Origin of the sequence: Pseudomonas kuykendallii (assembly GCF_900106975.1) — a bacterium.
GTDB lineage: Bacteria > Pseudomonadota > Gammaproteobacteria > Pseudomonadales > Pseudomonadaceae > Pseudomonas_O > Pseudomonas_O kuykendallii.
In genome coordinates, this window is sequence record NZ_FNNU01000005.1 from 346,623 (window position 1) to 366,912 (window position 20,290).

At 65.7% G+C, this 20,290-nt stretch carries 15 protein-coding genes; 6 read left to right on the plus strand and 9 right to left on the minus strand.

Annotated features, from left to right (window positions below; all coding sequences use genetic code 11):
• The first annotated feature begins 10 nt into the window (after positions 1 to 10).
• Positions 11 to 649 (plus strand): LysE family translocator, encoded by a 639-nt coding sequence (locus BLV15_RS17545; protein ID WP_217632897.1) that lies wholly within the window; start codon positions 11 to 13, stop codon positions 647 to 649.
• A 24-nt stretch (positions 650 to 673) separates the two neighbouring features.
• Here BLV15_RS17545 and prpF read toward each other — a convergent pair whose 3' ends face one another.
• The 5 genes from prpF to BLV15_RS17570 all read right to left on the minus strand — a co-directional run bounded on the left by prpF (position 674) and on the right by BLV15_RS17570 (position 7,445).
• A complete protein-coding gene (gene prpF / locus BLV15_RS17550; RefSeq protein WP_090230984.1) occupies positions 674 to 1,861 on the minus strand; it encodes a 2-methylaconitate cis-trans isomerase PrpF in 1,188 nt (395 codons plus the stop codon).
• Between the two features lie 110 nt (positions 1,862 to 1,971).
• Positions 1,972 to 4,584, minus strand: a complete 2,613-nt coding sequence (gene acnD / locus BLV15_RS17555) for a Fe/S-dependent 2-methylisocitrate dehydratase AcnD (protein WP_090231087.1) — start codon at positions 4,582 to 4,584, stop codon at positions 1,972 to 1,974.
• 5 nt (positions 4,585 to 4,589) lie between these two features.
• Positions 4,590 to 5,753, minus strand: coding sequence for a bifunctional 2-methylcitrate synthase/citrate synthase (gene prpC, locus BLV15_RS17560; protein WP_090230985.1), 1,164 nt, complete (start codon positions 5,751 to 5,753; stop codon positions 4,590 to 4,592).
• A 79-nt stretch (positions 5,754 to 5,832) separates the two neighbouring features.
• Entirely contained in the window at positions 5,833 to 6,717 is an 885-nt protein-coding gene (prpB, locus tag BLV15_RS17565; protein ID WP_090230986.1) for a methylisocitrate lyase, read from the minus strand.
• A complete protein-coding gene (locus BLV15_RS17570; RefSeq protein WP_090230987.1) occupies positions 6,714 to 7,445 on the minus strand; it encodes a GntR family transcriptional regulator in 732 nt (243 codons plus the stop codon). Before BLV15_RS17570 ends, prpB begins: the two co-directional genes overlap by 4 nt.
• Before the next feature lie 291 nt (positions 7,446 to 7,736).
• Here BLV15_RS17570 and rloA point away from each other — a divergent pair, with 291 nt between their 5' ends.
• The 3 genes from rloA to BLV15_RS17585 are packed head-to-tail and all read left to right on the plus strand — an operon-like array spanning position 7,737 to position 10,795.
• Positions 7,737 to 8,273, plus strand: a complete 537-nt coding sequence (gene rloA / locus BLV15_RS17575) for a retropepsin-like aspartic peptidase RloA (protein WP_090231088.1) — start codon at positions 7,737 to 7,739, stop codon at positions 8,271 to 8,273.
• A gap of 5 nt (positions 8,274 to 8,278) precedes the next feature.
• Positions 8,279 to 9,808 carry an osmotic stress tolerance membrane protein RloB gene (gene rloB, locus BLV15_RS17580; RefSeq protein WP_090230988.1) on the plus strand — a complete coding sequence of 510 codons (1,530 nt, stop codon included), beginning with the start codon at positions 8,279 to 8,281 and terminating at the stop codon, positions 9,806 to 9,808.
• A gap of 6 nt (positions 9,809 to 9,814) precedes the next feature.
• Positions 9,815 to 10,795 (plus strand): alpha-L-glutamate ligase-like protein, encoded by a 981-nt coding sequence (locus BLV15_RS17585; protein WP_175534393.1) that lies wholly within the window; start codon positions 9,815 to 9,817, stop codon positions 10,793 to 10,795.
• Between the two features lie 30 nt (positions 10,796 to 10,825).
• Here the strand turns inward: BLV15_RS17585 and BLV15_RS17590 are convergent, their stop codons facing one another.
• Both BLV15_RS17590 and BLV15_RS17595 read right to left on the minus strand, forming a co-directional pair.
• Complete coding sequence (locus BLV15_RS17590) at positions 10,826 to 13,546, minus strand: winged helix-turn-helix domain-containing protein (RefSeq protein ID WP_090230990.1); 2,721 nt, start codon at positions 13,544 to 13,546, stop codon at positions 10,826 to 10,828.
• On the minus strand, positions 13,543 to 16,242 hold the full coding sequence (locus BLV15_RS17595) for a winged helix-turn-helix domain-containing protein (protein WP_090230991.1): 2,700 nt from the start codon (positions 16,240 to 16,242) through the stop codon (positions 13,543 to 13,545). Before BLV15_RS17595 ends, BLV15_RS17590 begins: the two co-directional genes overlap by 4 nt.
• A 208-nt stretch (positions 16,243 to 16,450) precedes the next feature.
• Between BLV15_RS17595 and pabB the strand changes: the two genes are divergently transcribed.
• Entirely contained in the window at positions 16,451 to 17,794 is a 1,344-nt protein-coding gene (gene pabB, locus BLV15_RS17600; protein ID WP_090230992.1) for an aminodeoxychorismate synthase component I, read from the plus strand.
• Between the two features lie 27 nt (positions 17,795 to 17,821).
• On the opposite strand, the gene thrH is transcribed toward pabB, so the two are convergent.
• Positions 17,822 to 18,439, minus strand: coding sequence for a bifunctional phosphoserine phosphatase/homoserine phosphotransferase ThrH (gene thrH, locus BLV15_RS17605; RefSeq protein ID WP_090230993.1), 618 nt, complete (start codon positions 18,437 to 18,439; stop codon positions 17,822 to 17,824).
• A gap of 150 nt (positions 18,440 to 18,589) precedes the next feature.
• Here thrH and BLV15_RS17610 point away from each other — a divergent pair, with 150 nt between their 5' ends.
• Positions 18,590 to 19,210, plus strand: a complete 621-nt coding sequence (locus BLV15_RS17610; RefSeq protein ID WP_090230994.1) for a phosphoadenosine phosphosulfate reductase domain-containing protein — start codon at positions 18,590 to 18,592, stop codon at positions 19,208 to 19,210.
• A 57-nt stretch (positions 19,211 to 19,267) separates the two neighbouring features.
• Here the strand turns inward: BLV15_RS17610 and cysB are convergent, their stop codons facing one another.
• Complete coding sequence (cysB, locus tag BLV15_RS17615; protein ID WP_090230995.1) at positions 19,268 to 20,242, minus strand: HTH-type transcriptional regulator CysB; 975 nt, start codon at positions 20,240 to 20,242, stop codon at positions 19,268 to 19,270.
• Between the last annotated feature and the right edge of the window lie 48 nt (positions 20,243 to 20,290).

Genomic DNA, 20,290 nt, shown 5'->3' on the forward strand with positions numbered 1-20,290 from the left:
ACCTGCCCACATGACCCTGATGGACGCCGTACTCTTCGCCCCCGTTGCACTGCTCATTTCGCTGATGCCAGGGCCCAACAACTTCTGCGCGCTGAACAATGGCATTCGACGTGGAGTAGGCGCGGCGGTGCTGGCGACCAGTGGCCGGGTGCTGGCGTTCGCGATCTTCCTGACGATTTCCGCGATCGGCCTGGGCGCGATGCTGCTGGCGTCGGAAGCCGCCTTCACCGCGATCAAGTGGATCGGCGCCGCGTACCTGCTCTATCTCGGTATCGTCGCCTGGCGCAGCCGTGATTTCAGCGGGCTGGACATGCTCGACGGCACTCAATCCGCAAGCCAGCAGCGGAGCGTCTGGCGGCTGATGCTGCAGGAATTTCTCATCGGCATCAGCAATCCCAAGGCGATCCTGCTGTTCGCCGCGATCTTCCCGCAGTTCATCAAGCCGGATCAGCCGGCCACCGAGCAGTTTCTCTACTTGGGCACCACCTACCTGCTGGCCGAATACTGCGCCTCGGTGCTCTACGCGCTGTTCGGGCTGCAAATCCGCCGCCTGGTGAAGACCAGCAAGGGCGTGATTCGCCTGAACAAGACCACCGGTGCCTTCTATATGGGCGCTGGCGGCCTGCTGTTGGGCACCAGCCGCCTGTGAGGTCGGCGGACGCCCGAACGCCACTCAGAACGCGTCGCCCGGCACCCGAACCCAGCCTTCCATGAGCACCCGCGCACTGCGGCTCATGATGGCCTTCTTCACCACCCATTCGCCGTCGATTCGCGTCGCCTCCGCACCTACGCGCAACACGCCTGAGGGATGCCCGAAGCGCACCGCGGTGCGCTCGCCCCCGCCGGCGGCCAGGTTCACCAGCGTGCCGGGGATCGCAGCCGCGGTGCCGATGGCCACCGCGGCGGTGCCCATCATGGCGTGGTGCAGCTTGCCCATCGACAATGCGCGCACCAGCAGGTCGACATCGCCGGCCTGCACGGCCTTGCCACTGGATGCTGCGTAGCCCTTTGGATTGGCGACGAACGCGACCTTCGGCGTGTGCTGGCGCGTCGCCGCCTCCGCCGCCGTCCTGATCAGTCCCATGCGCAGCGCCCCGGCGACACGAATCGCTTCGAAACGCGCCAGCGCCGCGGGATCGCCGTTGATGTCGTCGCGCAGTTCGGTGCCTTGATAGCCGATGTCCGCGGCATTGACGAACACCGTGGGGATGCCGGCGCTGATCATCGTCGCCTTGAGGGTTCCCACGCCGGGGACTTCGAGGTCGTCCACCAGATTGCCGGTGGGGAACATCGAACCGCCCTCCTCGCCGTCGTCGGACGGATCGAGGAACTCCAGCACGATCTCCGCGGCCGGAAAGGTCACCCCGTCCAGCTCGAAGTCGCCGGTCTCCTGCACCTGCCTGGCGCTGACCGGCACGTGGGCGATGATGGTTTTCTGGATGTTGGCCTGCCAGATCCGCACCACGCAGACTCCGTTGTCCGGCACGCGTGCGGGGTCGATCAGGCCGGCATGCAGGGCGAAAGCGCCCGCGGCGGTAGAGAGGTTGCCGCAGTTGCCGCTCCAGTCGACGAAGGCTTTGTCGATGGAAACCTGGCCGTAGAGGTAGTCGACGTCATGATCCGGCTGGCTGCTTTTCGACAGGATCACGCACTTGCTAGTGCTGGACGTGGCGCCACCCATGCCGTCTATCTGTGCCGAGTACGGGTCGGGGCTGCCAATGACGCGCATGAACAGCCGGTCACGGGCAGCGCCCGGCACCTGGCAGCTCTCGGGCAGATCCTGCAGGCGAAAGAACACGCCCTTGCTGGTACCGCCACGCATGTAGGTGGCGGGAATCTTGATTTGCGCTGCGTGAGACATGGCCTGTTTCCTGAACAATTCGGGGGTTCCGTAGGGTGCGCCGTGCGCCGTGCGCACCAGCACAGACCTCGCTGCCTGCGGTGCGCACGGCGCACCCTACGGGACCGCGTTTAGGCGGTTGCGGTCGCTTCCAGGAAGTCCTGGGCGAAGCGCTGCAGCACGCCACCGGCTTCGTAGATCGACACTTCCTCGGCGGTATCCAGACGACAGGTCACGGGCACGTCCAGGCGTTCGCCGTTCTTGCGCGTGATCACCAGCGTCAGGGTCGCACGCGGGGTGCGCTCGCCGAGCACGTCGTACAGCTCGGTCCCGTCCAGGCCCAGGGTCAGGCGATTGGTGCCGGGTTTGAATTCCAGCGGCAGCACGCCCATGCCCACCAGGTTGGTGCGGTGGATACGCTCGAACCCTTCGGCGGCGATCGCTTCCACGCCGGCCAGGCGCACGCCCTTGGCAGCCCAGTCCCGCGACGAGCCCTGACCGTAGTCGGCGCCGGCCACGATGATCAGCGGCTGCTTGCGCGCCATGTAGGTCTCGATCGCCTCCCACATGCGGGTGACCTTGCCCTCCGGCTCGATACGGGTCAGCGAACCCTTCTTCACCTGGCCGTCGACCACGGCCATCTCGTTGACCAGCTGCGGGTTGGCGAAGGTGGCGCGCTGCGCGGTCAGGTGGTCGCCGCGGTGGGTGGCGTAGGAGTTGAAGTCCTCTTCCGGCAGGCCCATTTTCGCCAGGTACTCGCCGGCCGCGCTGTCGGGCATGATCGCGTTGGACGGCGACAGATGATCGGTGGTGATGTTGTCCGGCAGCAGCGCCAGCGGGCGCATGCCCTTGAGCGTACGTTCGCCGGCCAGCGCGCCTTCCCAGTACGGCGGGCGACGGATGTAGGTGGACTGCGGACGCCAGTCGTACAGCGGGCTTTCCGCTTCGGCGAAGGTGCCCAGGTCGAACATCGGAATGTAGACCTGGCGGAACTGCTCGGGCTTCACCGAGGCAGCGACGATGGCGTCGATTTCCTCATCGCTCGGCCACAGGTCCTTGAGGGTTACCGGGTTGCCGGCCTGATCGTGACCGAGCACGTCCTGCTCGATATCGAAGCGCACGGTTCCCGCGATGGCGTAGGCGACCACCAGCGGCGGCGAGGCCAGGAACGCCTGCTTGGCGTACGGGTGAATGCGGCCATCGAAGTTGCGGTTGCCCGACAGCACGGCGGTGGCGTACAGGTCGCGGTCGATGATTTCCTGCTGGATCACCGGGTCAAGCGCACCGGACATGCCGTTACAGGTGGTGCAGGCGTAGGCGACGATGCCGAAACCCAGCTGTTTCAGCTCGCTGAGCAGGCCGGCCTCTTCCAGGTACAGCTTGGCCACCTTGGAGCCCGGCGCGAACGAGGTCTTCACCCAGGGTTTGCGCAGCAAGCCCAGCGCATTGGCCTTCTTCGCCAACAAGCCGGCGGCCACCACGTTGCGCGGGTTGGAGGTGTTGGTGCAGCTGGTGATGGCGGCAATGATCACCGCGCCATCGGGCAGCAGGCCTTCGCTCTCCTCCACCTTGGCGGCGGCCAGCAAGGTTTCGCCGGCAATGCCGCGCTCTTGCAGCGCCGAGGTCGGCAGGCGTTTGTGCGGGTTGCTCGGGCCGGCCATGTTGCGCACCACGGTGGACAGGTCGAAGCGCAGCACCCGCTCGTACTCGGCGGTCACCAGAGCATCCGCCCAGAGACCGGTGAGCTTGGCGTATTGCTCCACCAGCGCCACCTGCTGCGGCTCGCGCCCGGTGAGCTTGAGGTAGTCGATGGTCTGCTGGTCGATGTAGAACATCGAGGCCGTGGCGCCGTATTCCGGGCACATGTTGGAGATGGTCGCGCGGTCGCCAATGGACAGGCTATTGGCACCTTCGCCGAAGAACTCCACGTAGGCGCCCACTACCCGCTCCTTGCGCAGGAACTCGGTGATCGCCAGCACGATATCGGTCGCGGTGATGCCGGGCTGGCGCTTGCCGGTGAGCTCCACGCCGACGATGTCGGGCAGGCGCATCATCGAGGCGCGGCCGAGCATCACGGTCTCCGCCTCCAGCCCGCCGACGCCGACGGCGATCACGCCCAAGGCATCCACGTGCGGCGTATGGCTGTCGGTGCCGACGCAGGTGTCCGGGTACGCCACGCCGTCGCGCGCCTGGATCACCGGGCTCATTTTCTCCAGGTTGATCTGGTGCATGATGCCGTTGCCGGCGGGGATCACGTCGACGTTCTTGAACGCGGTCTTGGTCCACTCGATGAAGTGGAAACGGTCCTCGTTGCGGCGCTCTTCCACGGCGCGGTTCTTCTCGAACGCATCGGGGTCGAAACCGGCGTATTCCACCGCCAGCGAATGGTCGACGATCAACTGGGTAGGCACCACCGGGTTGACCTTGGCCGGGTCGCCGCCCTTGTCGGCGATCGCGTCACGCAGGCCGGCCAGGTCCACCAGGGCGGTCTGGCCGAGGATGTCGTGGCACACCACGCGCGCCGGGTACCAGGGGAAGTCTAGGTCGCGCTTGCGCTCGATCAGCTGTTTCAGCGCATCGGTGAGCAGCGCCGGGTCGCAACGGCGCACCAGTTGTTCGGCCAGCACCCGCGAGGTGTACGGCAGTTTGGCGTAGGCGCCGGGCGCGATGGTGTCGACTGCCTCGCGGGTGTCGAAGTAGTCCAGCGCAGAGCCCGGCAGGTTTTTGCGGTACTTCGTGTTCATGCTGATCATGGGCGATCCTTGAGCGGCACAAACTTAAGGTCTTCGGGACCGGTGTAGTTGGCGCTCGGGCGGATGATCTTGCCGTCGATGCGCTGCTCGATCACATGGGACGACCAGCCCGAAGTGCGGGCGATGACGAACAGCGGCGTGAACATGGCGGTGGGCACGCCCATCATGTGGTAGCTCACGGCGCTGAACCAATCGAGGTTGGGGAACATCTTCTTGATGTCCCACATGATGGTTTCCAGGCGCTCGGCGATGTCGAACATCTTGCTGTTCTTCTGTTCGACGGAGAGTTCGCGCGCTACCTCCTTGATCACCTTGTTACGTGGATCGGACACGGTGTAGACCGGATGACCGAAGCCGATCACCACTTCCTTCTTCTCGACGCGAGCGCGGATATCGGCCTCGGCTTCGTCCGGGTTGTCGTAGCGCTTCTGGATCTCGAAGGCCACCTCGTTGGCGCCGCCGTGTTTCGGACCGCGCAACGCGCCGATGGCGCCGGCGATGCAGGAATAGATGTCCGAACCGGTGCCGGCGATCACCCGCGAGGTGAAGGTGGAGGCGTTGAACTCGTGCTCGGCGTAGAGGTTGAGCGAGGTGTGCATCGCACGCACCCACGACTCGCGCGGCTTCTCGCCGTGCAGCAGGTGGAGGAAATGGCCGCCGATGGAGTCATCGTCGGTTTCCACATCGATGCGTTTGCCGTTGTGGCTGAAGTGATACCAGTACAGCAGCGCCGAACCCAGGGACGCCATCAGCTTGTCGGCGATATCGCGGGCGCCGGGGTGGTTGTGGTCGTCCTTCTCCGGCGATACGCAGCCGAGCACCGAGACGGCGGTGCGCATCACATCCATCGGGTGCGCCGAGGGCGGCAGCTGTTCCAGCGAGGCTTTGAGCGCTGCCGGAAGGCCACGCAGCGCCTTGAGTTTGGCCTTGTAGCTGGCCAGCTCCGCCACGTTGGGCAGCTTGCCGTGCACCAGCAGGTGGGCGATTTCCTCGAATTCGCAGCGGTTGGCGAAGTCGAGTACGTCGTAGCCGCGGTAGTGCAGGTCGTTGCCGGTGCGGCCGACGGTGCACAGGGCGGTGTTGCCGGCGGCGGTGCCACTCAGGGCCACCGATTTCTTGGGTTTGAAGCCCGGCGTGGTCGTCTCTTGGGTTGCGCTCATCGCGGGTTGTTCCTCATCTGATCCGATTGATGTTCTTGTTGTTCATCGGTGCCGCCTGCTCGATACGCGGCCCGATCGATCACTTCTTGGCGGCGAACAGCGCATCGAGCTTCTGCTCGAAGGCGTGGTAATCGATGCGCTCGTACAGCTCCATGCGCGTCTGCATGGTGTCGACCACGTTCTTCTGGGTGCCGTCGCGGCGGATCGCCGTGTAGACGTTTTCCGCCGCCTTGTTCATCGCGCGGAAGGCCGACAGCGGGTAGAGCACCAGGGAAACATCGGCGCCGGCCAACTCCTGCGTGGTGTACAGCGGGGTCGAACCGAATTCGGTGATGTTGGCGAGGATCGGCGCACGGACCTTCTCGGCGAACAGCCTGTACATGTCCAGCTCGGTGATCGCCTCGGGAAAGACCATGTCGGCACCCGCCTCGACGCACGCTGCGGCACGCTCCAGCGCGGACTCCAGGCCCTCGACCGCCAGCGCATCGGTACGCGCCATGATCACGAAGCTGTCGTCCGTGCGTGCATCCACCGCGGCCTTGATGCGGTCGACCATTTCCTGCTGGGAAACGATTTCCTTGTTCGGCCGGTGACCGCAGCGCTTGGCACCCACCTGATCCTCGATGTGGATCGCGGCGGCGCCGAACTTGATCATCGACTTGACCGTACGCGCGACGTTGAACGCCGAGGAGCCGAAACCGGTGTCGACATCCACCAGCAGCGGCAGGTCGCAGACATCGGTGATCCGGCGCACGTCGGTAAGCACGTCGTCGAGACCGGTGATACCGAGGTCGGGAACCCCCAGCGAGCCCGCGGCCACGCCGCCACCGGACAGGTAGATCGCTTTGAAGCCGGCACGCTTGGCCAGCAGTGCGTGGTTGGCGTTGATTGCCCCGACCACCTGCAGCGGGTGCTCGCTGGCTACGGCGTCACGGAAACGTTGCCCGGCAGATACATGACTCATGGCTGACCTCTTGTTGTGGTTGTTTCCTGGGTGCCCGGGTGGGCGCTGGGATAATGGCGCTCGACGTTGCGCTTGGACGCGGCGATGTGACGGCGCATCAGGAGTTCGGCGAGCTCTCCGTCGCCATCGGCGATGGCGTCGAGAATGCGGTGGTGTTCGGTAAAGGCCTGGCGCGGACGATTGGGTATCGCCGAGAACTGGATGCGGTACATGCGCACCAGTTGGTAGAGCTCGCCGCAAAGCATCTGCGTCAGCGTGCGGTTGCCGCTGCCCTGGATGATCCGGTAGTGGAAATCGAAGTCGCCTTCCTGCTGGTAGTAGCCCAGCCCGGCCTGGAACGCCTCGTCGCGCTCGTGCATGTCCAGCACCTGGCGCAGCTCATCGATCTCCGCCTGGCTCATGCGCTCCGCGGCCAGGCGACAGGCCATGCCTTCGAGGGATTCGCGGATTTCGTAGAGCTCGATCAACTCGGCGTAGCTCAGCGAAACCACGCGAGCCCCCACGTGGGGCACGCGCACCAGCAGGCGCTGGCCCTCCAGCCGGTGGATCGCCTCGCGCAACGGGCCGCGGCTGATGCCATAGACGCGGGCCAGCTCGGGCTCGGAGATCTTGCTGCCAGGAGCGATCTCGCCCTTGACGATGGCCGCCTGGATGCGCCGGAAGACGTGCTCGGAAAGGGTTTCCGACTCGTCTGCCACGGCCAGATTGATATCGGCGTCTTCTAGCATATTGTCGACACCAGGAAGGTATGGTTCGGGCAAAATTACGCCTGAAGACCTATTCAGTCAAACCCAATCACCAGATTGTTGACAATCCTCCGGGATGACCGAAAGACGCCATGGCCAGAACCACCGCTGTTGCGGCCTATATGCGTCTGTCACCGCAGAAAATCAGCATGCTAGAATGCCCACCGCTTGCGCTGCCCAGGAATGATGCCCGCCATGCCCGCGAGCCCCGAGAACAAAGGCTCCAGCCACCCGCCGGTCATGCCGACCCGCCGTCGCGATCATCCAGGACGTATGAGATTCAAGCCCTTCGCTCCTTCCCTCTTCTGCCTGTTCCTTGCGCCCGACGCGGGTTTCGCCGGTGAGAAGACCGTGTACGGCCTGAACGAGCACGCGCGCCTCGCCGAGCTGGATCTGGAAGTGGCGGCGAAGCTGGACACCGGCGCCAAGACCGCCTCGCTCAGCGCACGGGACATCCAGCGCTTCAAGCGCGACGGCGAATCCTGGGTACGCTTCTACCTCGCCATCGACGACGCCCATGCCCATCCCATCGAGCGACCGCTGGCGCGGATCAGTAAGATCAAGCGCCGCTCGGGCGACTACGATCCTGAACAGGGCAAGACCTACACCGCGCGCCCGGTGATCGAACTGAGTGTCTGCATGGGACGCGCCCGGCGCGACATCGAGGTCAATCTCACCGACCGCAGCGCCTTCGAATACCCGCTCCTGATCGGCTCCGAGGCGCTCAAGCGCTTCGATGCACTGGTCGACCCCAGCCTCAAGTACGCCGCCGGCAAGCCCGGATGTGCCGACTCAATCTCTGCCGAGTAGACCCCATGCGCTCTCTTACCCTGCATCTGAAAGTCCTGATCACCGTGCTGGTGACGCTGGGCGTTCTGATTACGGCTTACCAGATCTTCATCCTCGGCATCCCGGTGACCGAGGACGAAACCGACGATCTGTGGAACATCGACGCCAAGGTCGAGTTCGTGGCCACGCCGCATGAGCCGGTCAAGGTGCAGATGTTCGTTCCGCCGCTGAACCAGAACTACGTCAGCCTCAACGAGAGCTTCATCTCCAACAACTATGGCGTGAGCATCAACCGCACCGGCGACAACCGGAAGGTGACCTGGTCGGCGCGCCGTGCCAAAGGCAACCAGACGCTCTACTACCGCCTAGTACTGACCAAGCGCTACAGCGGCGAGCAGCTCAAGCCCAAGGGGCCGATTTTCCGCGACGAGCAGATTCCCGTGGATGGCCCCGAGAAGATCGCCGCCGAAGCGCTGATGGCACCGATCCGCCAGCATTCGGCGGACGTCGAAACCTTCGTCGGCGAGACCATCAAGCGGGTCAACAACGTCAACGACGACAACGTCAAGCTGCTGCTGGGCGGCGACCAGTCCACCGTCAACAAGGCCAGGGTGGTCGACCTGCTGCTGTCCATCGCCCACGTGCCGATGGAGCGCGTGCACACCCTTCGCCTGATCGCCGACCAGCCGCAGAACCCGGAACTCTGGCTGCGCAGCTTCAACGGCGACAAGTGGCTGTACTTCAACCCGGAGACCGGCGAACAGGGCCTGCCGGCTGACCGCCTGATGTGGTGGACCGGCGACGAACCGCTGGTGACGCTGGATGGCGGCAAGAAGATCCAGGTCAACTTCACCCTGAACAACAGCGAGATGAACGCCATCCGCCTGGCCAAGCTGACCGACGAGAACACCGACGTCGATTTCCTCGAGTACTCGCTCTACGGCCTGCCGCTGCAGACCCAGCAGACCTACCAGATCATGATCATGATCCCGATCGGCGTGCTGGTGATCCTCATCCTGCGCAACCTGATCGGCCTGCAGACCCTCGGCACCTTCACCCCGGTGCTGATCGCCCTGGCCTTCCGCGAGACGCAGCTGGGCTTCGGCATCGCGCTGTTCACCCTGATCACCGCGCTGGGCCTGTCGCTGCGCTCCTACCTCGAACACCTGAAGCTGCAGATGCTGCCGCGGCTGTCGGTGGTGCTGACCTTCGTCGTGGTGCTGATCGCGGTGATCAGCCTGCTCAGCCACAAGCTCGGCCTGGAGCGCGGGCTGTCGGTGGCGCTGTTCCCGATGGTGATCCTGACCATGACCATCGAGCGTCTGTCGATCACCTGGGAAGAGCGCGGCGCCGGCCATGCGATGAAGGTGGCGATCGGCACGCTGTTCGCCGCGACCCTGGCGCACCTGCTGATGATGGTGCCGCAGCTGGTCTACTTCGTGTTCACCTTCCCGGCGATCCTGCTGGTGATGGTCGGCTTCATGCTGGCGATGGGTCGCTACCGCGGCTACCGCCTGACCGAGCTGTTCCGCTTCAAAGCCTTTCTCAAGGATTGAGCCATGATCGGTCTGTGGAAGAGATGGAAGGCCCTGGAAGCGCTCGGCATCATGGGCATCAACCGGCGTAACGCGGACTACGTGCTGAAGTACAACAAGCGCAGCCTGTACCCGATCGTCGACGACAAGATCATCACCAAGCAGCGCGCCATCGAGGCCGGCATCCACGTGCCGGAAATGTACGGGGTGATCTCCACCGAGAAAGAAATCGACAAGCTCGACGAGATCATCGGCGAGCGCACCGATTTCGTCATCAAGCCGGCCCAGGGCGCCGGCGGTGACGGCATCCTGGTGATCGCCGACCGTTTCGAGGACCGCTACAAGACGGTGTCCGGGAAGATCGTCAGCCATGAGGAAATCGAGCACCAGATTTCCAGCATCCTCACCGGGCTGTACTCCCTCGGCGGCCACCGCGACCGCGCGCTCATCGAATACCGCGTCACCCCCGACCAGATCTTCAAGAGCATCAGCTACGAAGGCGTACCGGACATCCGCATCATCGTGCTGATGGGCTACCCGGTGATGGCCATGCTGCGCCTGCCGACGCGGCAATCCGGTGGCAAGGCCAACCTGCACCAGGGCGCGATCGGTGTCGGCGTCGACCTCGCCACCGGGATCACCCTCAAGGGCACCTGGCTGAACGCCAAGATCACCAAGCACCCGGACACCACCAACGCGGTGGACGGCGTGCAACTGCCGAACTGGGACGGTTTCATGCGCCTGGCCGCTGGCTGCTACGAGCTGTGCGGTCTGGGTTACATCGGCGTCGACATGGTGCTGGACCAGGACAAGGGCCCGCTGATCCTCGAACTCAACGCCCGCCCCGGCCTGAACATCCAGATCGCCAACGACTGCGGCCTGACCTTGCGCACCCACGCCGTCGAGGCGCACCTCGCGCAACTGGCCGAGCAGGACGTTCAGGAAAGTCCGGAAGAGCGCGTGCGCTTCGCGCAGTCGCTGTTCGGCCACGTGCCGAACAAGGACTGAACCTGCTGGCGCCCCGCGGCGCCGGCCCTCTCAGCCTTCGCTGATCAGGCCCAGCGTCTTGCCCTTGAGCACCGCCTGGGTGCGGCTGCGCACGCCCATCTTGGCGAACAGCTTGTGCAGGTGCCATTTGATCGTCGCCTCGGAGAGGTGCACGGCCTGGGCGATGTCGCGGTTGGACATGCCGGCGGCGACGAAACGCAGGATTTCCTGCTCGCGGTAGCTGACGTCCTGGTTTTCGTCGATGGTGTCCGGGTCGATGCCGAGGCGCGCGAACTGCCCGCGCAGCAGCTCGCCGAGCCCTTCCCAGGCACTCGCACGCAGCGGCTCCTGCACCTTCCAGGCCTCCCACAGCGGCAACAGCCAGAGCGCATCGTCCTGGAAGGCGCGGCGGTAGCCCCGGCTCCAGGCGTCTTCCAGGTGAGCCTGGAACAGCGCGAAGGCTTTCTCCAGATAACCCTTGCGCCAGTACGCCACCGCCAGCAGCAGCGACAGGCGCAGGCGGCGATCGCGCTGGTGCTCGGCCGCTTCGCCGGCAAGGCTGCTCTCCAGCACGGCCTGGGCCTTCTCCGGGCGCCGTTCGCTGAGCGCCAGACGCGCCTGCGAAAGGGCCAGCGCGGTGCAGGCGTCGGGATAGCGTTCGGCCGGCAGACCCTCCATGAGGCGCGCCAGCTGCAGGCAGATGCGCTCGGCCTCGCCAAGCTGGCGCTGCCACAGCAGCAGTTGAACCTTGCAGCCCATGCCCAGCGCCAGCACGCGCTCGTGCCCCGAGCCCTGCAAGCCGGTGAGCCAGGCATCGAGCTGCCCGAGCCCCTGCCGGGTATCGCCAGAGAAGAACCGCGTCCGCGCCATCACCAGTTGGCCGCGGCTGAACAGCTCCAGCGGCGTCGCCACGTCGCGCCAGGTGTTCGCCGCCGGCAGCTCGACGAGGATCGACGCATGCCGGTCCTGTTCGTACAGGAGATCGGCGTAGGCCAGCGCCAGCGGTCCGCCTACCCGGCTGTTGGCGCCGAATACCCGTTCGACCCGGCCGCGCGCCGCCTCGGCGATCGACCGGCCACGTTCCAGCTCGCCGCTTTCCTTGCAGATCAGCGCCTCGATCAGGCTGGTCAGCGCCAGCAGGTATTCGCTGTTCACCTCCTTGAGGTTCTCATGCACCCGGGCGATCGAGCGGGCCGCCTCGCCGTAGTCGCCCAGCAGACCGAAGGCGGCGGCCTGCACGCAGAACAGGCTGGCACGGAACACCGTCTGGTTCTCCGGCGCCAGTTTCAGCCAGTAGCGCGACACCTTCAGGCAGCTTTCCAGCTTGTCCTGATAGAGCATCACCAGCGCCTTGAGCACCTGCGCCGCCGCTAACAGCTCGGCCAGGCCGTAGTGCATCGGCCTGCCCTGCCCCTGCATCAGGCGCGTGCTGACCTCCTCGATCAGGGCCTCGGCCTCCGCGTACTTCTGCTCGAAAGCCAGCTGCCAGGCATAGAAGATCTGGAACACCGGATGCTCGCGGATTTCCTCGGCGGGCACCTGTTCGAGCCGCTTCAGTACGCCGTACACGCGGTTACCGGCGATCAGCCCGGCGCCCTTGCGCTCCAGCAGGTCGGCCGCGTGCGGGTAGTCTCGGGCCCGCAGCGCGTAACCGATGGCCCGTTCCGATTGCTCGTTGCTCTCGCACCAGCGCGCCGCGGCGCGCAGCAGGTTGGTGCTGTCGCCGCGCTTGTCCAGGCGGCCCTGGAGAAATTCGCCGAACAGCGGGTGATAGCGAAACCACTCGCCGCGCTCGTCCAGTGCGATGACGAACAACTGCTCGCTCTGCAGGCGCAGGAGCATGTCCAGCGCATCGCGGCGTCCGGTCAGGGCGTTGCACAGCTCGGCGCTGAACTCGTCGAGCAGCGAGGTCTGCTCGAGGAACGCCAGCAACGGCGGCGACAGGCCCTCGAGCACGTCTTCCTCCAGGTAGTCCGCCAGCGTCCGCTCGGTCCCGGAGAAATCGGCGATGAAACGCGCCTGATCGGATTGCCGGCGCATGCCCAGCGCCGCCAGGTGCAGGGCGGTGATCCAGCCCTCGCAGCGTTTGCCCAGCTGCTTGCGCGTCGCGTCGTCCAGCTCCAGTGCGCACACTTCGGCGAAGTAGCGCGCCATCTCATCGCGAGAAAAGCGCAGGTCCTCGGCCTTGATCCAGAACACCGATGCCTTGAGCACCGGATCGTCCTCGATGAACAGTGGCCCGAAACGGGTGCTGACCACCAGGTGGACGTGCTCCGGCAGGCGTTCCAGCAGGTAACGTCCGCCCTTGCCGAGGAACGGATGGCGGAGCCGGTGGAAATCGTCCAGCAGCAGGTAGAGCGGGCGATTGAGTGTCTTCAGGTCGGCGATCAACGCCTCCAGCAGGGCCTCTTCCGGCCAGTTGGCCTGATCGTCGAGCAGCCCCATCGCGCGGCTGCCGAAGCCGGGGCAGACCGCACCGATGGCGGCGATCAGATAGCGCAGCAGGCGCTCCGGCGGGCTGTCCGACTCGTCGCAGGAGAGCCAGGCGACGCACTCGCCGGACGCCGCCAGGCGCCCGGCGAACTGGCTCAGCAGCGTACTCTTGCCGTAGCCCGCCGGCCCGCTGACGATCAGCAGGCGCCGCTCGCGGGCGGCGAACAGGCGCTCGACCAGCGCGGTGCGTGCCAGCTGCGCCTGCTGCCCGCGGTCCATCGGCGCCAGCTTGGTGCGCAGCAGCGGAAATCCGGATACCTGAGCCAGTGGGCCATTCATGCGTCGAGCAACTCCAGTTCGCGGGCGCGGCGGATCGCGTGGGTGCGGTTACGCACCTTGAGCTTGTCGTAGATGTTGTGCAGGTGCCATTTCACCGTACCCAGCGCCAGCGCCAGGCGAATGCCGATCTCCTCGTTGGACATGCCGGTGGCGGCCAGACGGATGACTTCCATCTCGCGATCGGTGAGGTCATCGCCCGGCGACTCGACCGTTTCGCGCGCCGGGCTGCCCGGCCAGACCGTCAGCAAACCGCGAATGAAGCCCTGCAGCGCCGGTTGGCGCTCGGTGACTTCGAGCTGCTGGAGCATCTGCCGGATGGCCTCGCCCTCCTCGATGAACAGACTGCGCAGCCCTTCGCGTTCGGCATCGATGAGGCATTGCACGAGCGTGCTCAACGCCCGCTCCTGATAGCCCAGCCGCTGGTGGCTGAGTGCCGCGAGAATCTCCAGGCGCAGGCGCTGCACGCCATGCCAGCCGGGTTGCAGCAGCTCACGCAACTGGGCGATCTCGTGCAACGCCTCGCTGTATTGCCCGCGCGCCTGTTGCAGGCGCACGCGGCTAACGCCCAGGCTCCAGCGCACCGGATTGAACGGCTGCGCGGCGTAATGCGCGGCATGACGTTCCCAGTCGAGGCTCTTCAGGCGCTGCTCGGCGCGGCGGATGCGGTCCGCCGCCGGTTGCTGCAGGATCAGCGCGATCTCGTCCGCCACCGCCTGCGCCTGGAAGCGCCAGGACTGGTTGCGCACCGCCAGTCCTTGAAGCAGCACCAGGCTTTCCAGCGCCTCGCAGGTCTGGTTTCGGGCGCGCTGGAGGCGCGAGAGGAACAGCAGGCCCTGGGCATAGAGGTCGATCGGGTTGATCACATCGACCTGGCGCAGCGCGCGTCCGAGGCGCTCCTCGAGTCCGTCGTAACGCGCCTGCTGGTAAGCGATCAGTGATTCGGTGATGGCGGGCAGCGCCAGCGCGCGGGACCTGTCGCCGAACCACGGCATCAGCCGCCCGCGCAGGCGTTCGGAAAGCAGCTGCGCCTGCCGCGTGCAGCCCTGTTCCAAGGCCAGCAGCACCTCGACGTTGCTCAGTTGCATCGCCAGGTAGCGGCCTTCGAGGAAGTGATTGCGCTGCTGCGCCAGCGCGAGCAGGTGCCGCGCCGCTTCGGGACGGGCGAGCATCACCTGCGCCAGCGCGCCGACGACCAGCAGTGCCACCTCGAGAAACGCCGCATGCTGACCCAGCTGTGCTTCGACCTTGCCGGCCAGTTCCACGCACAGCGCAAGTTCGTCCTTCTGCAGCGCGATCAGCGCCTTCACCGCCATGGCAGCCAGATAACCCTGCTGCAACGGCTCGCCTTCGCCCGCGTCCCAGCGTTGCAAGAGTTCGTCGAGCAGGCGCTTGGCCTCGGGCAACGACTGGCCGGCTGCCTTCTCCCAGACACTCGCCAACACCAGCACCGGGTAGCGCTCGGCAATGGCGTCGGGAATCTGCTGGCGCCAGCGGTAGATCTGGCTGAGCTGACCGCGGTTGATCAGCTCCAACCCGCAGCCATCCACCAGCGCGGCAAGCATTTCCGGGTCTTCGGCGAGGCAGGCGTGCTCGATCGCCAGGTTCTGCATGTGATGGTTGGTGAACCACAGGCTGGCGTTGAAATGCAGGTGCTTGAGGCGTTCCGGGTCGCGCTGGCGCAGGCGCGCGCGGAGGAAGTCCGCGAACAGGTGGTGGAAGCGGTACCAGTGCCGGGCGCGATCCAGCGGTTCGAGGAACAGCTGGCGCTGCTCCAGTTCCTCCAGCAAGGCCTGCCCGTCGTCGCAGCCGGTCAGTGCCCCGGCCAGTTCGCCGCTCAGTTGGTTGGCCACCGCCAGCGCCAGCAGTTGCTCCTGCAGCGGCTCCGGCAGTTGCTCGAATACGGTGCTCAACAGGTAGTCGCCGACCGCCAGTTCGCTGACGTTGCGGGGCATCGGTGCGTCATCGGAACGGTTGTGCAACCACAGGCTGGCGAGGTGTACGCCGGCAAGCCAACCCTCGGTCTGCGCATGCAGCGCCGCAACGGTGGCGGTATCCACGCAGAGCCCGGCGCTGCGCAGGTATTCGCCGGTCTCCTCCAGGCTGAGGCGCAGCTCGTCGCTGCCGATCTCCAGCAACAACCCTTTGGCGCGCAGGCTGGCCAGACGCAGCGCGGGCAGAGAGCGGCTGCCGAGGGCGAGGACGAATCCGGGTGGCCCCAGCAGCACCATGCGATTGAGCGCAGCCAACAAATCGGGGTCCTGAATCAGGTGAACGTCGTCAATCACCAGCAGCAGCGGCTGCCGCTGCTCGGACAGGTCCGCCAGCAGGCTTTCCACCACCGCGGCCACCGGCACCTGCATGGTGTTGCGCAGGTAGCTCAGCGCATCCGCGCCGATGCCCGGAAAGGCGCTGCGCAATGCGGCGATCAGCTGAGTCAGGAAATGCAGTGGATCGTCGTCGCCTTCGCCCAGGGAATACCAGGCGCTGGCGTAGCCCTCGGCGCTGCGCGACGCCGCAAGCTCGGCCAGCGCGGTGGTCTTGCCGAAGCCCGCGGGGGCGCGGAACAGCACCAGCCGCGCGGAGGGTGCGCCGAGAAGGGCCTGGAGATGGGGCCGGGGAAGGCTCGCGGACGGTTGCGGTGGCAACAGCTTCGAGCGCGACAGACTGCTTGAGGCTGGATCTAGAACTGCGTCCACGGCCTGGGTCCTCGTCCTTATGGTTGTTAGTCGGAGTCATACTCCTCGGACTCCGACATTCTAGGGGCTGTCGAGGCCTCACCGCGAGCCGCATCGCCGCGAATCAGGCCTCAACCGACCCCAGTAGCCGCCGAAGAAACCCCTGGCGGCTAGGATCATGCGTACGGCGGCACTACAATCGCCTCCCGTGCCCGTCTGACCCCTCCCCATGTCGACCTGTTCCCTCCACGCCCTCGGTTACCGCGCCGACCCGTCCGCCTTCTTCGCCTCGATCTTCGACGCGCCGGGAGCCGTGCTGCTCGACGCCGGGCGCCCGGACGCCGAGCGCGGACGCTTCGACATCCTCAGTGCCTGGCCGCTGGCGGAATTCACGCCTGCCGCCGACGAGCCGGCCGGAGCCTTTCTCCAGCGCCTGCGCCAGGCCCTGGCCGAGATGGCCCCGGCCGAGCTGCCGGCGGGCGTCGAACTGCCCTTTGCCGGCGGGCTGATCGGCTACCTCGGCTACGATTTCGGTCGCGGCCTGGAGCGCCTGCCGAGTCGCGCGCAGGACGATCTGCATCTGCCCACGGCGACCCTTGGTCTGTATGCCTGGGCGCTGATCAGCGATCACCAGCTCGGCACCAGCCAGTTGCTGTTCCACCCGGCACTGGCCGAGTCCGAACGCCGGCGGCTGTGCCGCCTGTTCGAGCAGCCCACGACGTCCGAGCCTGAGCCGTTCTCGCTGCGCGCGGCGTTTCGCGCCGATATCGATGCCGAACAGTACCGTTCCGCGATTGCCCGCATCCAGGCCTACATAGCGGCCGGAGACTGCTACCAGGTGAACTTCGCCCAGCGCTTTCGCGCGCCGTGCCAGGGCGAACCCTGGCTGGCCTACCGCGCGTTGCGCCGCGCCTGCCCCACTCCGTTCGCCGCCTACCAGGCGCTGGCGGGCGGCGGCGCGATCCTCAGCCTCTCGCCCGAACGCTTCCTGCAACTCAGCCAAGGCCAGGTGGAAACCCGGCCGATCAAGGGCACCCGGCCGCGCGGCGCGACGTCCGCCGAAGACGAACGACAGGCCCGCGAGCTGCTGGCGAGCGACAAGGACCGCGCGGAAAACCTGATGATCGTCGACCTGCTGCGCAACGATCTCGGCCGCAGCTGCCGCATCGGCTCGGTGAAGGTGCCCGAGCTGTTCGCGCTGGAAAGCTATCCGAACGTGCACCACCTGGTCAGCGCGGTACGCGGCGAGCTGGCCGAAGGCCGCGATGCGCTCGACCTGCTCGCGGGCTGCTTCCCCGGGGGCTCGATCACCGGCGCACCGAAGATCCGCGCGATGCAGATCATCGACGAGCTGGAGCCAACGCGCCGCGCGATCTACTGCGGCTCGCTGCTCTATCTGGACGTACGCGGGGAGATGGACAGCTCGATCGCCATCCGCAGCCTGCTGGTCAAGGATGGTCAGGTCAGTTGCTGGGGCGGCGGCGGCATCGTCGCCGACTCGGACTGGCAGGCGGAATACGAGGAATCCAAGACCAAGGTGCGCGTGCTGCTGCGCACCCTGGAAGCCCTGTAGCGGTCGCCCGCCACAGGCAGGCGGGAATTACAGCGTCAGGCTGCGATTGGAGGCCTTGAGGAACTCCTGTTTGAGGGCCTCGAAGGTATGCACGGCGGGGAACTGCGGAAACTCGCGGATGACGTTCTCCGGCGCATGGAACAGGATGCCGGCATGCGCTTCGTCGAGCATCGCGGTGTCGTTGTAGGAGTCGCCGGCCGCGATCACGCGGTAGTAGAGACTCTTGAAGGCGATCACCGACTGGCGCTTGGGGTCCTTTTGCCGCAGTTCATAGCCGACCACGCGATCGCTCTCGTCCACCACCAGCGTGTGGCAGAGCAGCGCCGGGAAACCGAGCTGGCGCATCAGCGGCTGGGAGAACTGGTAGAAGGTGTCCGAAAGGATCACCACCTGGAAACGCTCGCGCAGCCAGTCGATGAACTCTCGCGCGCCTTCGAGCGGCTGCAGCGTGGCGATCACCTTCTGGATGTCGGAGAGTTTCAGGCCGTGCTCGTCGAGGATGCGCAGGCGCTGCTTCATCAGCACGTCGTAGTCGGGAATGTCCCGAGTGGTGGCCTTGAGCGCGTCGATACCGGTTTGTTCGGCGAACGCGATCCAGATTTCCGGTACCAGGACCCCTTCCAGGTCGAGACAGGCGATTTCCACAGGAGTCTCCAAAGACTGCTTATCGAAGGGGCGGCACTTTAGCAGCCAGCCCAGGCGAAGGCTATCGGACCGCGGAGCGGTGGTTGGCGCCCGGCGCCGCTGGTACCATCGCCCTCCTTCGCGAACCGCGCTCAATCACAGGAGCCTGCCATGAGCCTCGATCTGGACACCCTCAACGCCGAACTCGGCCACGATGCCGAGAAGCTCGTGGAATGGGCCCTGGGCCTGGGCAAGACGGCCATCTGCACGACCAATTTCCGGCCTTTCGAGGCGGTGATTCTGCACATGGTCAGCCGCGTCGACCCGAACATCCCGGTGATCTGGATGGACAGCGGCTACAACACCGCCGCCACCTACCGCTGCGCCGACGAAATCTGCCGCAAGCTGAACCTCAACCTGAGCATCTATCTGCCGAAACGCTCGCGCGCCCATCGCGAAGCCGTCGAAGGCGCCACGCCGGCGCTGGACGATCCGCGTCACGCGGCGTTCACCGAGGAGGTCAAGCTGGAGCCCTTCGCCCGGGCCCTGCGCGAAACCGCGCCGCAGGTGTGGTTTACCGCGCTGCGCGCCACCGACACTGCCGTGCGCGCGGCGATGGAGCCGATCAGCCTCAACCCGGACGGCCTGATCAAGGTTGCGCCGCTGCTGCACTGGTCGTCGAAGGACCTCTACCAGTACCTGACCAAGTACGACCTGCCCAACGAGTTCGACTACTTCGACCCGACCAAGGGCGAGGACAACCGCGAGTGCGGGCTGCACCTGAGCCACTGACTCCTGGCGGAACGAAGAAAGCTTCCCGGCGGGAGGCTTTTTTCATGGCGCGGACGCTCAGTAGACCGGCAGCTCGACGTTCTTGAACAGCTCGTCCATCTCGGCCTTGTTGTGGCACTGCACCGCCTTGGCCAGCACGTCGCGGGTCAGGTGCGGTGCGAACTTCTCGATGAAGTCGCACATGAAGCCGCGCAGGAAGGTGCCGCGCCGGAAGCCGATCTTGGTCACGCTGGACTCGAACAGGTGGCTGGCGTCCAGCGCGACCAGGTCGTCATCGAGTTTCTCGTCGACCGCCATGTGGGCAACGATGCCGACGCCCAGCCCCAGGCGCACGTAGGTCTTGATCACGTCGGCGTCCACCGCGGTGAACACCACTTTGGGCGTCAGCCCGCGGTGGCTGAAGGCTTCGTCGAGCTTGGAACGGCCGGTGAAGCCGAACACGTAGGTCACCAGCGGCTGTTCGGCGAGCCCCTCGAGGGTCAGCTTGGGCAGTTTGGTCAGCGGATGGCCCTTGGGCACGATCACGCAGCGGTTCCAGCGGTAGCACGGCATCATCACCAGGTCGCCGAACAGTTCGAGGCCCTCGGTAGCAATGGCGAAATCGGCCGAACCGTCGGCGGCCATTTCGGCGATCTGCAGCGGCGTGCCCTGCTGCATGTGGAGGGTGACGTCCGGGTACTGCTTGATGAAGGAGCTGATCACTGGAGGCAACGCATAACGCGCCTGGGTGTGGGTGGTGGCGATGGACAGCGTGCCCTTCTTCTCGTTGGAGAATTCCTGGGCGATCTGCTTGATGCTCTCGCACTTGCGCAGGATCTCGCCCGCGGTGGTGATGATCCGTTCGCCCGCCGGTGTCACGCGCGTCAGATGCTTGCCGCTGCGAGCGAAGACTTCAACGCCCAGTTCGTCCTCCAGCAGGCGGATCTGTTTGCTGATCCCCGGCTGGGAGGTGTACAGGCTCTGCGCCGTGGCCGACACGTTCAGGTCGTGATGGGCGACTTCCCAGATGTAGCGCAGTTGCTGAAGCTTCATGGCTGTCCCTCAAGTGGTTCTTCCGCTGCCCATCGGCAGGTTTTTATA